The sequence below is a fragment of the Mesorhizobium sp. WSM1386 genome (genome assembly GCF_055901595.1).
Genome location: NZ_CM148373.1, coordinates 5,731,400 through 5,747,217, shown reverse-complemented (window position 1 = coordinate 5,747,217; position 15,818 = coordinate 5,731,400). Strand labels below are relative to the sequence as shown.

Here is a 15,818-nt window from a genome sequence, read left to right as displayed (position 1 = left end):
ACCCCGGATTTCCAGCGTTGTTCGCAGCCATGCGGCAATTACCTGTGCGGATTTCCGCACAAGGATCGTTTGCCTGGGCGGAATTTCGCATTTACACTGGCGGCGAAGACCTGAGGACAAATGGACAAGCCAGCGCCGGAAGCAGGCACCGATAGCGGCAACGCGGGGACCGTCGGCCGTGACCTGCTGCGCGAGGCAGCAGTGCGGCTGCGCGATGGCCGCTGGCTTGTCGTCGTCATTGCCCTTGTGGTTCTGGCCGGCGCGATCGCCATTGCCGGGCGCATCGCCTCCGACCAGGCGGCCGACAATCTGCGCGACACAGCGCTTGCCGCCCTGCCGCTGGCGGCCGGGACACTGACCGGCGAGATCGAGAAGCAGCGCCTGGTGCCGTTGGTGCTGGCCCGTGACGATGCTGTGCGCGGAGCGCTGCGCCGGGCCGGAAAGATGCAGGAAGCCGCCCTCAACGACAAGCTCAAGGCGATTGCCCGCGATGCCGCGGCGTCCGCCATCTATGTCATCGACACGGCCGGCATCGCGATATCGGCCAGCAATGCCGGCGAGCCGGCGAGCTTTGTCGGCATCGACTACAATTTTCGGCACTATTTCCAGGAAGCGATGGCGAAGGGCGCCGCCAGCCAGTATGGCCTTGGCACGGTCAGCGGCAAGCCCGGCCTGTACCTTGCCAGCCGCGTCGACGACGGCGGCAAGCCGCTTGGCGTCGCGGTGCTCAAGGTCGAACTCGACGGCGTCGAAGCCAATTGGCGCTCCAGCGGCTTCCTCGTTTTCGTCACCGACGAACGCGGCGTCGTGCTGGCCACCAGCCAGCCCGAATGGCGCTTTCACGCGCTGGCGCCGCTCTTCGCTGGCGCTGCCGCCGCCGCGCATGAGCAGCTTCAGCTGGCCGATGCGGGCTTCGAACCACTGCCGATACGGCGTGGTGCCGGTGACGGCCTGGCGACGATCGACGGTTCTGGAAAATCGCGCCAGTTCGTCGAAGTGGTGCAGGACCTGCCCGGTGCGGTCCCCGGCTGGCGCCTCTGGCTGCTGACGCCGGCCGATACCGCCCTCTCGTCCGCCGCCAACACGGCGCGCCTGACAACGCTGCTGGGGCTGTTGCTGACAGGCTTGCTTGTCTACGTGCTCACCCGGCGCCGCCGTACGCGCCGGTTGCGGCAGGAGGCCTTGGCGCGCATGAATGCAGAGCTTGAGAGCCGGGTCAGCACCCGGACGGCCGAGCTGACGCGCTCCAACACGGCACTCGCCGAAGAAATCTCCGAGCGTGAGAGCGCCGAAGCCAAGGTCCGCCGGCTGCGCGACGATCTCGCCCAGGCCAACCGCCTTTCCATCCTTGGCCAGATCGCCGCCGGCGTGGCGCATGAGATCAACCAGCCGGTCGCCGCGATCCGTACCTATGCCGAGAATGCCGGGCGCTTTCTCGAAACCGGCAAGACCGAACCGGCGACCGGCAATCTGGCGTCGATCATCTCGATGACCGAACGCATCGGCGCCATCACCAACACACTGCGCACCTTCGCCCGCCGGCCCGGTGTCGCAGCCTCGCCGCTGCCGGTGCGCGAGGCGATCGACGGCGCGCTGTCGCTTCTGTCCGGCCGCATCCGCGATTCCGGCGTCACCATCGTCAAGCCGCTCGGCAACGCCTCGCCGATGGTCATGGCGAGCCGTATCCGGCTGGAGCAGATCCTGGTCAATTTGTTGCAGAATGCGTTGGACGCCATGAAGGATCGGTCCGATCCCCGCATAGAGATCGAACTCGCCGAGCGGGACGACCGGGTGCTGATTTCGGTGCGCGACAACGGTCCCGGCCTCGGTCCTGAAGCCGCCGGCAATCTGTTCATGCCGTTCCAGACCACCAAGGAGAAGGGGCTTGGGCTGGGGCTGGTGATCTCGCAAGAGATCGCCCAGGAACTGGGCGGCACGCTGCGGCTCGATCGCGGCAACGCCGGCGGCCCCGGCAATGGCACCGGCGCATCCTTCACCATCGACTTGAGGCGGATCGAATGACGCAGAAACAAGGATTGGTGGCACTCGTCGACGACGATGCGGACCTGCTTCACGCCACCACGCAATTGCTCGATCTTGCCGGCTTCACGGTGGTCGCGCTCAAGGCGGCCGAGGCAGCGCTTGCTGTCGTCGACCGGGATTTCGACGGCGTGGTCGTCAGCGACATCCGCATGCCCGGCATGAACGGACTGCAACTGTTCGACCGCATCAAGGCGATCGATCCCGACATACCGGTGATCCTGGTCACCGGGCATGGCGACGTCGACCTCGCGGTGGCCGCGCTCAAGGACGGCGTCTACGATTTTATCCCGAAGCCCTATGCCGGCGACCGCCTCGTCGAGGCGCTGAGACGGGCGAGCGAGAAGCGGCGGCTGGTCATCGAGAACCGGCGGCTGCGCGAAGCCGCGGCCCAGGCCGCCGACGGCCTGCCGCTGATCGGCGAAGCGCCCGCCATCAGCCGGTTGCGCGAAACCTTGCGCCAGATCGCCGACATGGATGTCGACGTGCTGGTGGAAGGAGAGACCGGGACCGGCAAGGAGGTGGTGGCCGACCTGTTGCACCGGTGGGGCCGGCGCCGCGCAAAACCCTTCGTGGCGCTGAACTGCGGCGCTCTGCCGGAGACCGTCATCGAAAGCGAGCTGTTCGGCCACGAGGCGGGCGCGTTCACCGGAGCGCAGCGGCGGCGCATCGGCCGGATCGAACATTCCAGCGGCGGCACGCTGTTCCTCGACGAGATCGAATCCATGCCGCCGGCCCTCCAGGTCAAGCTGCTGCGGGTGCTCGAAACGCGCAGCCTCACCCCGCTCGGATCGAACGAGACCCGGCGCATCGATTTGAGGGTCGTCGCGGCGACCAAGGTGGATCTCGGCCAGTCGGACCGGCGCGGCGATTTTCGCGAGGATCTCTATTTCCGCCTCAACGTGGTGACGCTGCGCATCCCGCCGCTGCGCGAGCGGCGCGGCGACATCCCGATGCTGTTCGGTCATTTCCTCGGCAAAGCCGCCGAACGCTTTGGCCGGCCGGTCGCCAGGGTGAATGCCGCAGTGAGCGATCATCTCCAGTCGCATGCCTGGCCAGGCAATGTGCGCGAACTCGCCCATTTCGCCGATCGCGTCGCGCTCGGTCTGGGCCCGGACGATGAGGCGAGGGCGGCTTCCCCGCGATCGCCGGAGCCGGCGGCCCCGTTGCCCGAACGCGTCGGCCACTACGAGGCACAGCTCATCCGCGAGGCGCTGCGCGACCATGGCGGGGATGTGCGCGGCGCCATCGACGCGCTCGGCGTGCCGCGCAAGACTTTCTACGACAAGCTCAAGCGCTATGGCATTGCCGCGTCGGACTTCCGCAATGGCGGCGACCCGCAAGCTGTTCGAGAGTAGACATAGAAATTGCGCCAGGGCCTTACGCCCGTAACGCTTCAAGCCCACCCAGTCGAGCATTTCGGAAGAGCCATGAACACGACACTTGAAACGACGGCTAAGCCTTTGCCGGAAGACCTCGCCTTTCTCGGCGAACAGCTGACGGCGTTCAACGACGGCGATGTCGGGGCTTCCGAGAGAAAGGCCCTGGCGGTGTTCGTGCGCGACGAGGACGGCGCGGTCGTCGCCGGCATTTCGGGCTACACCGCCTGGGGCTGGCTTTACGTGCAGTGGCTGTGGGTCGACGAAAGACTGCGCGGCCAGCACATGGCAGGCCAGATGCTGGACGCGGCCGAACAGGAAGCCGTTGCACGCGGCTGCGGGAACGCCTGGATCGACACCTTCAATCCGAACGCCGCCAAGGTCTACCAGCGCCAGGGATACCAGCCCTTCGGCACGCTGGCCGATTTCCCGGTCGGCCGCAGCCGCATCTTCCTGCAGAAGAAACTGGCTTAACCGGCGAGCTTTCCGCCGCGCATCGGTTGCGGCGCGCCGGTGGTGCTCGGAAAGCTGATCGGCAGGCCGCGCAGGACGCGCACGGCGAGGAAGGCGAAACACTCGGCCTCCACCGCGTCGCCGCTCCAGCCGAGGCTTTCCGCCTGCACCACCTCGACGCCGGCGCGGCTGGCCAGCATTGCCATCATGGTCGGGTTGTGACGGCCGCCGCCGCTGACCACCAGTTTTTTCGGCCGGCTTGGCAAAAGGTCGAGCGCCTTGCCGACGGCCGCCGCAGTGAAGGCGGTGAGCAGGGCCGCGCCGTCCTCGGCGTCCAGCCCGTCCGCCATCGCAGCGCCAAAATCGAAACGGTCCAGCGACTTTGGATAGGGCTTAGTCAGATAAGAATGCTCCAGCAGCTTGGCGAGCCGGGCCTCGTCGACCTCGCCAGCACGGCCGAGCGCGCCGTCGCGGTCCATTTCGCCGAGCCCCTTCGATTTGATGAAATCGTTGAGCGGCGCGTTGGCGGGGCCGGTGTCGAAGGCAACGACATTGTCGGCGCCGTCCCACCAGGTGACGTTGGCGACGCCGCCGAGGTTGAGCACGGCCACCTCGCCGCTGGCGCCGGCGCTGCGCATCAGCGCGGTGTGATAGGCGGCGGCAAGGGGCGCGCCTTGCCCGCCGGCGCGCATGTCGGCCGAGCGGAAATCATAGGCAACCTTGGTGCCCAGCAAGGCGTGCATGAGTTCGCCGTCGCCCAGCTGCCGGGTCTGGCCGAGCCTTCCGGCCTGGGGCGCGCGATGCAGCACCGTCTGGCCGTGGAAGCCGACGACGCCGATATCGGCCATCGTCATGCCATAGCCTTCGACCAATTCCTTGACAGCCGCCGACTGGGCGCGCGTCAGCGCTTCCTCGGCCTCGCGGAAGATCGCCGGTTCCGGTCCGACAAAATTCCAGGCTCGCGCCTCCTTCAGCGTCTCTTCCAGCAGCGAGCGGATCGAGGCGGGATAGGGCATCAGCCGGTAGGTACCGAAATCGTCGATGCGCTCGCCATCGGTCTTGATGAGCGCGACGTCGATGTTGCCGTCAAGCACGGTGCCGGTCATCAGGCCGACGGCCCAGATTGGTTCCATGGTCGCTTCCTTAGTCGCTGTTGATGAGATCGCCGACCGCTTGCCGAAGCGCAACGATTCCACTGTCGAAATGACGTGTCGGATGGATCCGGTTGGTGAGCAAGGTCCAGGCCTTGCCTCTCTCGAAATCGATCCAGAGTCCCGTGCCGGTGAAGCCGGTGTGGCCGACGGTCCCCTCGCTGCACAAGGTGCCACCGGACCAGCCCTCATAGGGGCGCTCCCAGCCATGCGTGCGGGTGGCGGACAAGGGCGTGCGCATCAACGTGGTCGAAGGTTCGGAAGCGTCGGTCAGCAGCCCTTGCGCGAAGTCGAGTATCGACGCCGCCGTTCCAAACAGGCCGGCATGACCCGCGCCCTGAAGCGCCGAGCAATTGTCGTCGTGCACCTCGCCGGAGAGCACGCGATGACGCCAGGTGCAGTCCTCCGTCGCGGCTGACGCGTCGGGTTCGGCGGACCAAGCAAATCCAGGGCCGGGATCCATGTCACGGATGGTCTTGCCCGACAGCCGCTCGAGCGCGAAGCCGAGCAGGATGAAATTGATGTCGGAATAAACAGGATCGCGAGCCCGCCATTCGCGCTGCAGGATGAAGGCACGCAGCAGGTCGGGATCGCGCCCGTAAGTGTAGATCGGCTCGACCGCCGGAAACGGCGTCTGGTGGCCAAGGCACTGGCGAAACGTCACCTTCCGCTCCCAGGCCGCCGCGTCATACTGGCGGAGGTCCGGCAGCACCGAGATCAGCGGCGCGTCGAGGTCGATCAAACCGGTTTCCGCCAGCGCCAGGATGCGCGGCGTGGTGAAGATGATTTTGGTCAGCGACGCCAGGTCGAACCAGGTGTCGACATGCATCGGTCGCTGCTTCGGCACGAGCTGCGCGGAGCCGATTGAGCGGGTGATGCGTTCGCCATTTTCGTCGACAATGCCGAGCACGCCGCCGGGAATGCGCCTGGCAGCCACTGCGGCTTCCAACGGTTGGAATGCTCGGTCGAAGAGTTGGGCGAGGGCGGTCAAGGCCGGCCTCCACTCGAAAGTTGGCGCTCTACGGCGCCCCCCTCTGCCCTGCCGGGCATCTCCCCCGCAAGGGGGGAGATTGGCAGCTTTGGCCTTCCGCTCCCCTTCCAACGCAGGAGATTGGCGAAAGCGGTGGCGGCATCCAATCTCCCCCCTTGCGGGGGAGATGCCCGGCAGGGCAGAGGGGGGTGCTGTCCCGCCGAGTTTGGATATTTCTGCAGCACAGGCATCACGCCTCCACCCTCGCCATATGATCCCCGCCGAACTCCTCCCACCGCGCCGGCGCCGGCTCGAACCCCTGCGGGCGCACCAGCGAGGGAACCTGCCGCGTGTCGAGCTCGAAATGCTCGCGCCGCCGCTCGATGGTCGGAACGGCGGCGATCAGCTTTTTCGTATAGGAATGCCGTGGCTTCGACAGCACCGAGGTCGCGTCGCCGATCTCGACGATCTGGCCGGCATAGATGACGGCGATGCGGTGGGCGATCCGCTCGACGACCGCCATGTCGTGCGAGATGAACAGATAGGCGAGCCCGAACTCGCGCTGCAGGTCGACCAGCAATTCCAGCACCTTGGCCTGTACCGAAACGTCCAGCGCCGACACCGCTTCGTCGAGAACGACGACGGATGGGTTGAGCATCAGCGCCCGCGCTATGCACAGCCTTTGCCGCTGGCCGCCGGAGAATTCATGTGGATAGCGCTCCAGGCTGTTCTTGGGCAGGCCGACGCGTTCCAGCAGGCTCGCCATCCTGGTTCGGGCTTCGGCATTCGCGCGGCCGCTGGTGGCGATCACCGGCTCGGCCAGGATGCTCTCAATGGTCAGCCTTGGGTTGAGCGAAGCGTAGGGGTTCTGAAACACCATCTGCACGGGCTTCGCGCTGTGCCCCGCCGATGCCTTTCGGGTGCCGGCCGAGAAGCTGCCACGCGTGGAACGTACCAGCCCAAGGACCGCCTTTGCCGTGGTCGACTTGCCCGAGCCGCTCTCACCGACAATCGCCAGCGTCTCGCCCGGCATCAGGTCGAAATCGACGCCGTCGACGGCATGCACCGCACCAGTCGCGCGGCTGAAGAAATTGCTCTTGAGCGGAAACCGCACGACGAGACCATCGACCTTCAAGGCCGGTTCTGCCCTTGCATCCTCCTTGCGCTGTCCGTCGGCACGTGTCGCCCTGCCGTTGGTGAAATGCGGCACGTCCTGCAGCAGATGCTGCGTGTAGGGATGCTGCGGCCTGTCGAGGATCTGGTTCAGCTCGCCCTGTTCGACGGCTTGTCCGTTCTGCATCACCATCACCTTGTCGGCGATGCCGGCAACCAGGCCGATGTCGTGGGTGATGAAGATCATCGACATGCCGGTCTCGCGCTTCAGCTCGGCCAGTAGCGCCATGATCTGCGCCTGCACGGTGACATCGAGCGCGGTCGTCGGCTCGTCTGCGATCAGCAGGCGCGGATTGCAGGCCAGCGCAATGGCGATCATCACCCGCTGCAGCATGCCGCCCGACAGCTGGTTGGGCGTGTATTTCAGCCGCCGCGCGGCATCGGGAATGCGCACGCGGTCGAGTGCATCCCTGGCTGCGGCAGTGGCTTGCCGGCCGGTCAGGCCGCGATGCAACCGGAACGATTCCTCGATCTGCGTGCCAATGGTCAGCACCGGATTGAGCGAGGTCATCGGCTCCTGGAAGATCATGCCGATCTCGGCGCCCCGAATGCGGGTCAGTTGCGGCTCGGTGGCGTCCATCAGGTCGAAGAGGCTGCCGTCGGCGCGCTTCAGCTTCATGGCGCCGCCGGTGATGCGGCCGCCGCCGAAATCGATAAGCCGATTGATCGACAGCGCGGTGACGGATTTGCCCGAGCCGCTTTCGCCGACAATGGCCAGCGTCTCGCCATCGGCGAGATCGAAGCTGACGCCGCGCACCACCTCATTGGCTTGCGGGTTGCGGCCGAAGCCGACGCGCAGGTCCGATACCGACAGCAAGGGGCTCATGCCGGCGCCCTCCGCATCTTCGGGTCGAGGATGTCGCGCAGCGCGTCGCCAAGCAGGTTGAAGCCGAGGATGCTGATCATAATGGTCAGACCGGGGAAGATCATCAGCCAGGGCGCGGTCTCCATCAGGTTGCGGCTGTCGCTCAGCATCAGGCCGAGCGACGCGGCCGGGGGCTGCGTGCCGAGCCCGAGGAAGCTGAGGCCTGCTTCCGTCAGCAGCGCCCAGGCCAGCGCCAGCGTCACCTGGACGGTCAATGGCGCCACCAGATTGAGCAGCAGATGCCGCGTCACGATGTAGCTCGAGCTGCTGCCGAAGGTGCGCGCGGCGTCGACGAATTCGCGTGCCTTGAGCGACAAGGCCGGGCCGCGCACCACGCGGGTGAAGATCGGCGTGTAGACGATGCCGATGGCAACGACGCTGGTCCAGGTGCCCGGCCCGGCAACGGTGACGATGAGCAGCGCCAGCAGGATCGCCGGAAAGGCCAGCAGCACATCCATGATCCGCATCACCACGCCGTCCCAGCGGCGGCCGAGCCAGGCGGCGGCTAGGCCCAGAACCGTACCGGCAAGGGCGGCGAAAGCGACCGAGAAGAAGGCGACCGTAAAGGACTGGCCGATGCCCGCCATCAGCCGGCTGGCCACGTCGCGGCCGAACAGGTCGGTGCCCATCCAGTAGGCGGCTCCCGGCGCATGCAGCCGGTCGACGCGGAACTGCGTGATCGGGTTGTGCGGCGTCAGCCCAAGCAGGCCGAGGATAGCGAGTACGAGATAGATGCCAACTATGACACCGCCGATGCGGCCACTGCCGTGCCCGAAAATGGCGCGCGGAATGCGCATCATTGCTCTCCCAGCCGGATGCGCGGATCGAGCGCGACATAGGCGAGATCGACCAGGAGGTTGACGATCATGAAGTTGAAGGCGATGAACAGCACGGCTCCCTGCACCAGCGCGTAGTCGCGCTGCAGGATCGCGTCGAGCACCATGCGTCCGAGGCCGGGCAGGGCGTAGATCTGCTCTACGATGACGGCGCCGCCCAGGAGATAGCCGAACTCGATTCCGCTCAGCGTCACCACCGGGATCAGCGCATTGGGCAGCGCATGCCGCCAGATGACGCTGCGTGCCGACGCGCCTTTGCTGCGGGCGGTGCGCACATAGTCGTCGCTCAACACGTCGAGCATGGCCGAACGCGCGATGCGGGTGACCGACGCCGCAAAGGCGAAGCCGAGCGTGATGGCGGGCAGGATCAGCTGGCTGAGATTGCGCAGCGGATCCTGCCAGAGCGGCGCGAATTCGCCCATCGCCGGCAGCACGCCGAAGCCCGCCGACAGCGTGTAGATGATCAAAAGGCCAAGCACGAAGCTCGGCGTCGACTGGCCGACCATGGCGACGATGCGCACCCCGAGATCGGACGGTTTTTCGCTATGCGTGGCGGCGTAGATCCCTGCCGGCAGGCCGACCGCCAGCGCGATGACCATCGACAGCACGGCCAGCTCGAGCGTCAGCGGAAAGCGATCGAGGATGACGTCGAGCACCGGCCTGCCATAGGTGACGGAGATGCCGAGATTGCCGTGCAGGATGCCGCCTATCCAGCGCCAGTACTGGACGAACCAGGGCTGGTCGATGCCGAAATAGGCGGCGAGCGAATCCCGTTGCGCCGGCGTCAGCAGGCCGGCTTCGGTCCCCAGCATCGCCGTGATCGAATCGCCCGGCACCATCCGGATCGCGACGAAGACCAGGATGGACACGCCAAGCAGCACGAGAGGAAACATCGCCAGTCGCCGCATCAGATAGTTCACGCGAAGGATACCTCTCGTCTAGAGCATGATGCCGAAAAGTGTGAAGCGGTTTTCCGACGACATCACGCTCTATCTGCTGATCTGGAGGCGGCTACTGCTGGATGGTAACCTTGCTCAGGCTGAACAGCGTGCCCGTCGGTGTCGGCACGAAGCCGGCGACGGTCTTCTGCTGGGCCGTGTAGCTGTAGGACGTGTAGAGCCAGATCCATGGCGACATCTCGGCGAGGTGCTTCTCGAACGCGGCGAAGATCGCCTTGCGTTTGGCCGGATTGGTCTCGGCGCGGCCCTGCTGCATCTGGCTGTCCAGCGTGTCGTCGATGTAGTTCGCCACCTTCTGCAGATTGCCTGCCTTGGTCCAGTAGCGGTTGTACATCGTATAGGGGTCGGCGCGGCCGCCATTGAGCGCGATCGCCATGTCGAAATCGCCCTTCAGCCAGGCGTCGACATAGACGTTGAGCTCCATCATCTTGATGTCGAGCTTGACGCCGATTTCGGCGAGCTGCGACTGGATGACCTGGGCCTCCGCCGCCGCCGTCGGCGGTTCGCCGGTAGCGCCGATCACCGTCGCCGAAAAGCCGTCGGCAAAGCCGGCCTCTTCCATTAGCTTCTTGGCCTTCTCGACGTCGCGCTTGTAGCAGAACAGCTGGCTTGGATCGGTCGCGAGTGCGGGGATGGTCAGCGGGCCGGTGACCTTGCCTTCGCCGAGCGCGGCGGTGTCCAGCACCTCCTGCCGGTCGATGGCGCAGGAGATCGCCTGGCGCACCTTGAGCTCGGTCATCGGCTTGCGCGACGGATTGAGCTGCAGCACGTTGTAGGCGAGCACCGGCGCGCGGTTGAGCTGCAGGCTGGCCTCCTTCGGCACCAGCGTGGCGACCAGCGGATCGTTGAGCAGCGCGAAATCGATCTGCTTGCTGCGCATGGCGGCCAGGATCGCCGCTTCATCGGGCAGCACGCTGATCTCGATCCCGTCGACGCCGGTAGCACCCCCGGCCCAGTCCTTGTTGGCGCTCAAGACTTCCTTGGCGTTAGGGTCCCATTTGTCGAGCTTGAACGGACCGGAGCCGAGCGCCTTGGTGCCGATCGAGCCGGCCTTGATCTCGCTGGCCGGGACGATGGCCGCGTTGACGTCGCTCATCGCCGTCAGGATCGGCACGTCGGGCTGCGACAGATGGAACACGACGGTTGCCGCGTCGGGCGTGTCGATGCTGGCGATCGACAGGAAATTGGCGCGGGCGGCCGCCCCCGTCTTCTCGTCGAGGATGCGCTCGAACGATGCCTTGACGTCGGCCGAGGTGACGGCCGTGCCATCCTGGAATTTCGCCTTGGGATCGAGCTTGAAGGTCAGTTCCTTGCCGTCTTGCGAAAACTGCCAGGACGTGGCGACGGCAGGGATGATCTGCAGGCTGGCATCGACCCGCACCAGCGGCTCATAGATCAGTTCCAGCAGCCGCAGCGACGAAAAGGCCGTCTGCTTGTGCGGATCAAGCCCGGTGGCGTCCTGCGACCAGGCCATGTGCAGCGTTGCCGCCTGGGCCGAGGCCGCTGCCACGCCGAGCATCGCCGCAACTGTGATTCCCGACAGCAGGGTTCTCGTGAAATGCCTTGTCATTTTCGTCTCCCATTATGATTTGACTTGATGCCTTGCAGTTTCAGCCGACCGCTTCCAGACACACATGCTTCGGAGTATCGGCCCAGTCAATGCGGCCTGACGCCGTCTGTCCCATGCGGCTTCATGCCTTCCCGTTGCTGATTGCCTTGCGCAGGAATCCTCCAGCCTTGCCGAGCGCTGTCCGCGCCTCCTCGACGCCCATGCCGGTGATCGTCACCAGGATCGCCAGCTTGACGTCGTTACCGGTCTGGGTGAGCGCCTGTCTGGCCTGCTGCGCCGGGCAGCCGGTTGTCTGCATGACGATCCTGATGGCCCTTGCCACCAGCTTCCTGTTGGACGGGTTGAGGTCGACCATCAGATTCTCATAGCTCTTGCCGATTCGGATCATCGAGGCCGTCGTCAGCATGTTGAGCACCAGCTTCTGCGCGGTTCCCGATTTCAGCCGCGTCGAGCCCGTCAACACCTCCGGGCCGACGACCGGTGAGATGGCGATGTCGGCGATGCCGGCAATGGTGGACGCCGGATTGCAGGACAGGGCAACCGTGGTTGAGCCCACCTGCCTGGCATAGGTCAACCCGCCGACGACGTAGGGCGTGCGCCCGCTGACCGCGATGCCGACCACAACGTCGTCCTGTGTAAGGCCGATCTCCTGCAAGGCCCTGGCGCCCATTTTCGGATCGTCCTCGGCGCCTTCCAGCGATCGCACCAGCGCATCGGGACCGCCAGCGATCAGACCGACGACCATGCCTTCGGGCACGCCGAAGGTGGGTGGGCATTCGGAGGCGTCGAGAACGCCAAGCCGCCCGCTGGTGCCGGCGCCCAGGTAGATCAGCCGCGCGCCTTTCTGGAAGGCGAGCACGATACAATCGACCGCGGCGGCGATTTCCGGCAGCACCTTTTCGACAGCCGCCGGCACAACCCTGTCCTCGTCATTGATCTTGTGCAGCACGTCGATGGTCGGCAGCAGGTCGATATCGACAGTTCGAGGATTTCGACCCTCGGAAACCAGCCGATCCAGCTCAGACATCAACCCTTGCTCGGTCATTCCAGTGCTTTCAAACCATACGGCGGAGCCAGCGGCGAGGCAGCGCTCTTCGCCTGAAACGCCGCGTACCGCCTATAAGGTCCGTGCTGGCCGCCGTGCTCGCCTATGTTAACTTTTTAGAATTGAATATTCCTACCGTCAACACATATCTGGAATAGATTATTCCTACGGGGTCAGACGCTAAGCGCCCTTTTGGCAAGGATGATCGCGCCGGATACGGCGTCCCCGTCGGCGGGTTTCAGCCGGCGCCGCACATCGGGAGAAAGCCAGGGCTCGAGCGGACTGGCGAGGCCGCCCAGCAAGGTCACGCGCGGCGCGCCTTTTTCGAACAGCACCCGCACCAGCCTATCGATCTGCTCGGCCGCGCCTTGCACGATACGCCGCCCGGCCGGGTCGCCCTGGTCGGCATGGCGCATCACCATCGGCGCCAGCACGGCGTAGTCCGTGGCGCTGGCGCGGTCCATCCAGGCGACCGCTTCCATGGGATCGCCCTCGAAGCGCTGCATCACCTCGGCCAGCAACGGCGTCCGCTCGTGCCGGTCGTCATGGGCGCGCAGCGCCAGCTGCACGGCTTTCAGGCCAAGATCGGCGCCGCTGCCCTCGTCGGAAATCGGAAAGCCGTAACCGCCGACGCGCAGGTCGCGGCCCTCGACAAAGCCCAGACCGATCGAGCCCGTGCCGGCAATGACGATGGCGCCGTCCTGGCCGGAATGCGCGCCGAGGCAGGCACCGACGCCATCGCTGACGAAATCTATGCTGGCAAAGGGATGCGCGATCGCCCGCAACGCCTCCAGCGCGCCCTTGCGGCCGATACCGGCAAGGCCGATGCCGGCGCTGACACGAGCGGTTTCGTCCGGGCCGAAACCGGCCTCCTCGACCGCCGCGTCAAATGCTCTGGAAATCGAGACCCAGGCAGCATCGATGCCGAGCCGCGTCGTCGCCGGGCCGGACAGGCCCTGTCCCAGCACGGTTCCGTCAGCGTCTTCGATGCGGGCCCGGCATCCGGTGCCGCCGCCATCGACGCCGAGGAAATAATCGGGGCGGCCGCCGCTCATGCGCTCAGCCGCTCGATATCGGCGCCGCAAAGGCGCAGCTTGCGGTCCAGTTGCTCGTAGCCGCGATCGAGGTGATAGACGCGGTTGATGATGGTCTCGCCCTGGGAGACCAGCGCCGCCAGCACCAGCGACACCGAAGCGCGCAGATCGGTGGCCATCACCTGCGCGCCGTGCAGTGTCTCGCCGCCGCGCACCAGCGCCATGGTTCCCTGCAACTTGATGTTGGCGCCGAGCCGCATCAGCTCGGGCACATGCATGAAGCGGTTTTCGAAGATGGTCTCGCGCAGCAGCGATGCGCCCTGCGCACAGCACATCAGCGCCATGAACTGCGCCTGCAGGTCGGTTGGAAATCCCGGATAGGGTTCCGTCGTGAGGTCGACCGCCTTAAGCGGCTGGTCGCGCGAGACGATCAGCCCACGGTCGCCGGGCCAGACGCTGACGCCGGTGGCCTCGAGCAATTGCACCACCGAAGCCATGTGTTCGAGCCGGGCATGGGTGAGCTCGAGCTGGCCGCCGGTGATCGCCGCGGCAATGGCATAGGTGCCGGCCTCGATGCGATCGGGGATGATGTCGTGCCGGGCCGCGCGCCAGGAAGTGTCGCCGGCGATCAGGATACGGTGCGTGCCGGCGCCCTCGACGCGCGCGCCCATGGCGTTGAGGCAAGCGGCGAGATCTGCAACCTCCGGCTCGCGCGCCGCGTTGAGGATCTCGGTTTCGCCCTTGGCCGTGGTTGCCGCCATCATGGCGGTTTCCGTTGCCCCGACCGACGGCGAACTCAAGACGATGCGCGTGCCGGTCAGCCCGTTCGGCGCCGACGCGACGATCGAACCGTTTTCGATGGCGATCGTGGCGCCCAAGGCTGCTAGCGACGAAACATGCATATCGACCGGCCGCGCGCCGATGGCGCAGCCGCCCGGCAGCGAAACCCGCGCATGGCCGAAGCGGGCAAGCAGCGGCGCCAGCACCAGCACCGTCGCCCGCATCTTTCGGACCGTGTCGTAGGACGTTTCCTTGGACACGGCGGTACTGGTATCGATCGTCGCGGCATGCGCCGATCGGGCGACTTCGGCGCCATGAAGCCGCACGACGCCGAGCATGTTCTCGACGTCGGTCACATCGGGCAGGTTGGTCAGTTCGAGCGGGTATGGGCTGAGCAGGGCGGCCGCGATCTGCGGCAGAGCGGCGTTCTTGGCGCCGGATATGGTGACCGCGCCTTGCAGCCTGTGCCCGCCGACGATCCGCAATCTGTCCATGGCTGAAACCTTGTGCGACGAAAGCCGGGGCGTTCGGGTCTGTTCAGAATCCGGATTTCAACCCGATCCCGTTCGAAAATTAATTCTGCATTCTCGGCTGTCAATCGAAATTGGAATAATTTATTCCTTGGTTCCATAGGCTGCCAGCCAGGAGCGATGACAAATGGCTGTCGGCGTGCGGGACCGAAAAGCGCGAGGCAATCCCTTGTCCATTCTGAACAAGATCAATGCGAAGCTCGACGGCATGGCGACCGGCGATCGCGAGATTGGCCGCTACATCGTCGACAATCCCGACCAGATGCTGCGGCTCTCGACGGCGGCACTTGCGGCCGAGATCGGGCGCAGCCAGTCGAGCGTCGTCAAGTTCAGCCAGAAGCTCGGCTATGCCAGCTACCAGGAACTCAAGCTCGCGGTCAGCGAGGCCAAGGCGCAGGAGTGGCAGGTGCCGGCCGGCGTCATCCACGGGTCGATCGAGGTCGGCGACGGCTACCAGGTGATCCTGAAGAAGCTGATCGGCAGCAAGCTTCTGTCGATGCAGCAGACCGTCGCCGCCAATACAGAGCGCATCATCACCAGGACGCTGGAATTGCTGGATGGCGCGCGCCGCGTCCATCTGGCCGGCGTCGGCGCCTCCTCGCTGGTGGCGCGCGATTTCTCCTACAAGCTGATGAAGCTCGGCCGCAATGTGCTGCATGACAGCGACAGCCACATCCAGATGGCCAATGCCGCGACGCTCGGACCCGGCGACGTGCTGTTCGCGCTCTCCTATTCCGGCGCCAGCATCGAAACCTTGCGCATCGCCGAGCTGGCCCGCAAGCGCGGCACGATGGTGATCGCCGTCACCGGCCTCCACGACAATCCGCTGAGCCGCGTCGCGGACATCTGCCTCTACACCATCGCCGACGAGGAGCGTGCGCGCTCCTCCTCCATCACCGCGCGCGACGCGCAGCTGGCGTTGACCGACCTGTTGTTCATCCTTTTGGTGCAGAGGCAGCCGGACGCCAACGACTATGTCCACAACAGCGAGGCGGCGGTCTCGGTGCTGAAGGCCGAGCGGTCCTCCTAGGAT

The 15,818-nt window shown here is 65.8% G+C and carries 13 protein-coding genes; 4 read left to right on the top strand and 9 right to left on the bottom strand.

Annotation, left to right across the window (positions count from 1 at the left end; translation table 11 throughout):
* Positions 1–120: 120 nt before the first annotated feature.
* From AC0NIH_RS28170 to AC0NIH_RS28160, 3 genes are all read left to right on the top strand, one after another.
* Positions 121–2,022 (top strand): sensor histidine kinase, encoded by a 1,902-nt coding sequence (locus tag AC0NIH_RS28170; RefSeq protein WP_473464219.1) that lies wholly within the window; start codon positions 121–123, stop codon positions 2,020–2,022.
* The gene (locus AC0NIH_RS28165; RefSeq protein ID WP_473464222.1) at positions 2,019–3,398 is read left to right on the top strand and encodes a sigma-54-dependent transcriptional regulator; all 1,380 of its coding nucleotides are present in this window, start codon (positions 2,019–2,021) and stop codon (positions 3,396–3,398) included. The genes AC0NIH_RS28170 and AC0NIH_RS28165 overlap by 4 nt, the downstream gene beginning before the upstream one ends.
* 72 nt (positions 3,399–3,470) lie before the next feature.
* Positions 3,471–3,893, top strand: a complete 423-nt coding sequence (locus tag AC0NIH_RS28160; protein ID WP_023764781.1) for a GNAT family N-acetyltransferase — start codon at positions 3,471–3,473, stop codon at positions 3,891–3,893.
* Here AC0NIH_RS28160 and AC0NIH_RS28155 read toward each other — a convergent pair.
* The 9 genes from AC0NIH_RS28155 to murA all read right to left on the bottom strand — a co-directional run bounded on the left by AC0NIH_RS28155 (position 3,890) and on the right by murA (position 14,749).
* Positions 3,890–5,005, bottom strand: a complete 1,116-nt coding sequence (locus tag AC0NIH_RS28155) for an anhydro-N-acetylmuramic acid kinase (RefSeq protein WP_473464225.1) — start codon at positions 5,003–5,005, stop codon at positions 3,890–3,892. The genes AC0NIH_RS28160 and AC0NIH_RS28155 overlap by 4 nt on opposite strands.
* Before the next feature lie 10 nt (positions 5,006–5,015).
* Positions 5,016–6,014, bottom strand: coding sequence for a serine hydrolase domain-containing protein (locus AC0NIH_RS28150; protein WP_473464227.1), 999 nt, complete (start codon positions 6,012–6,014; stop codon positions 5,016–5,018).
* Positions 6,015–6,243: 229 nt separating this feature from the next.
* Positions 6,244–7,992, bottom strand: coding sequence for an ABC transporter ATP-binding protein (locus tag AC0NIH_RS28145; RefSeq protein WP_473464230.1), 1,749 nt, complete (start codon positions 7,990–7,992; stop codon positions 6,244–6,246).
* The gene (locus AC0NIH_RS28140) at positions 7,989–8,828 is read right to left on the bottom strand and encodes an ABC transporter permease (protein WP_473464232.1); all 840 of its coding nucleotides are present in this window, start codon (positions 8,826–8,828) and stop codon (positions 7,989–7,991) included. Before AC0NIH_RS28140 ends, AC0NIH_RS28145 begins: the two co-directional genes overlap by 4 nt.
* Entirely contained in the window at positions 8,828–9,787 is a 960-nt protein-coding gene (locus tag AC0NIH_RS28135) for an ABC transporter permease (protein ID WP_473464235.1), read from the bottom strand. The genes AC0NIH_RS28140 and AC0NIH_RS28135 overlap by 1 nt, the downstream gene beginning before the upstream one ends.
* A 91-nt stretch (positions 9,788–9,878) precedes the next feature.
* Positions 9,879–11,396 carry an ABC transporter substrate-binding protein gene (locus AC0NIH_RS28130; protein WP_473464237.1) on the bottom strand — a complete coding sequence of 506 codons (1,518 nt, stop codon included), beginning with the start codon at positions 11,394–11,396 and terminating at the stop codon, positions 9,879–9,881.
* Positions 11,397–11,517: 121 nt separating this feature from the next.
* Positions 11,518–12,441 (bottom strand): N-acetylmuramic acid 6-phosphate etherase, encoded by a 924-nt coding sequence (murQ, locus tag AC0NIH_RS28125; RefSeq protein ID WP_473464240.1) that lies wholly within the window; start codon positions 12,439–12,441, stop codon positions 11,518–11,520.
* Positions 12,442–12,614: 173 nt separating this feature from the next.
* Positions 12,615–13,496 (bottom strand): glucosamine kinase nucleotide-binding domain-containing protein, encoded by an 882-nt coding sequence (locus AC0NIH_RS28120; RefSeq protein ID WP_473464242.1) that lies wholly within the window; start codon positions 13,494–13,496, stop codon positions 12,615–12,617.
* Positions 13,493–14,749, bottom strand: a complete 1,257-nt coding sequence (murA, locus tag AC0NIH_RS28115) for a UDP-N-acetylglucosamine 1-carboxyvinyltransferase (RefSeq protein WP_473464245.1) — start codon at positions 14,747–14,749, stop codon at positions 13,493–13,495. The genes AC0NIH_RS28120 and murA overlap by 4 nt, the downstream gene beginning before the upstream one ends.
* A 205-nt stretch (positions 14,750–14,954) precedes the next feature.
* Between murA and AC0NIH_RS28110 the strand changes: the two genes are divergently transcribed.
* Positions 14,955–15,815: a MurR/RpiR family transcriptional regulator gene (locus tag AC0NIH_RS28110; protein WP_473464248.1), complete on the top strand. Its 861-nt coding sequence runs from the start codon at positions 14,955–14,957 to the stop codon at positions 15,813–15,815.
* The last annotated feature ends 3 nt before the right edge of the window (positions 15,816–15,818 follow it).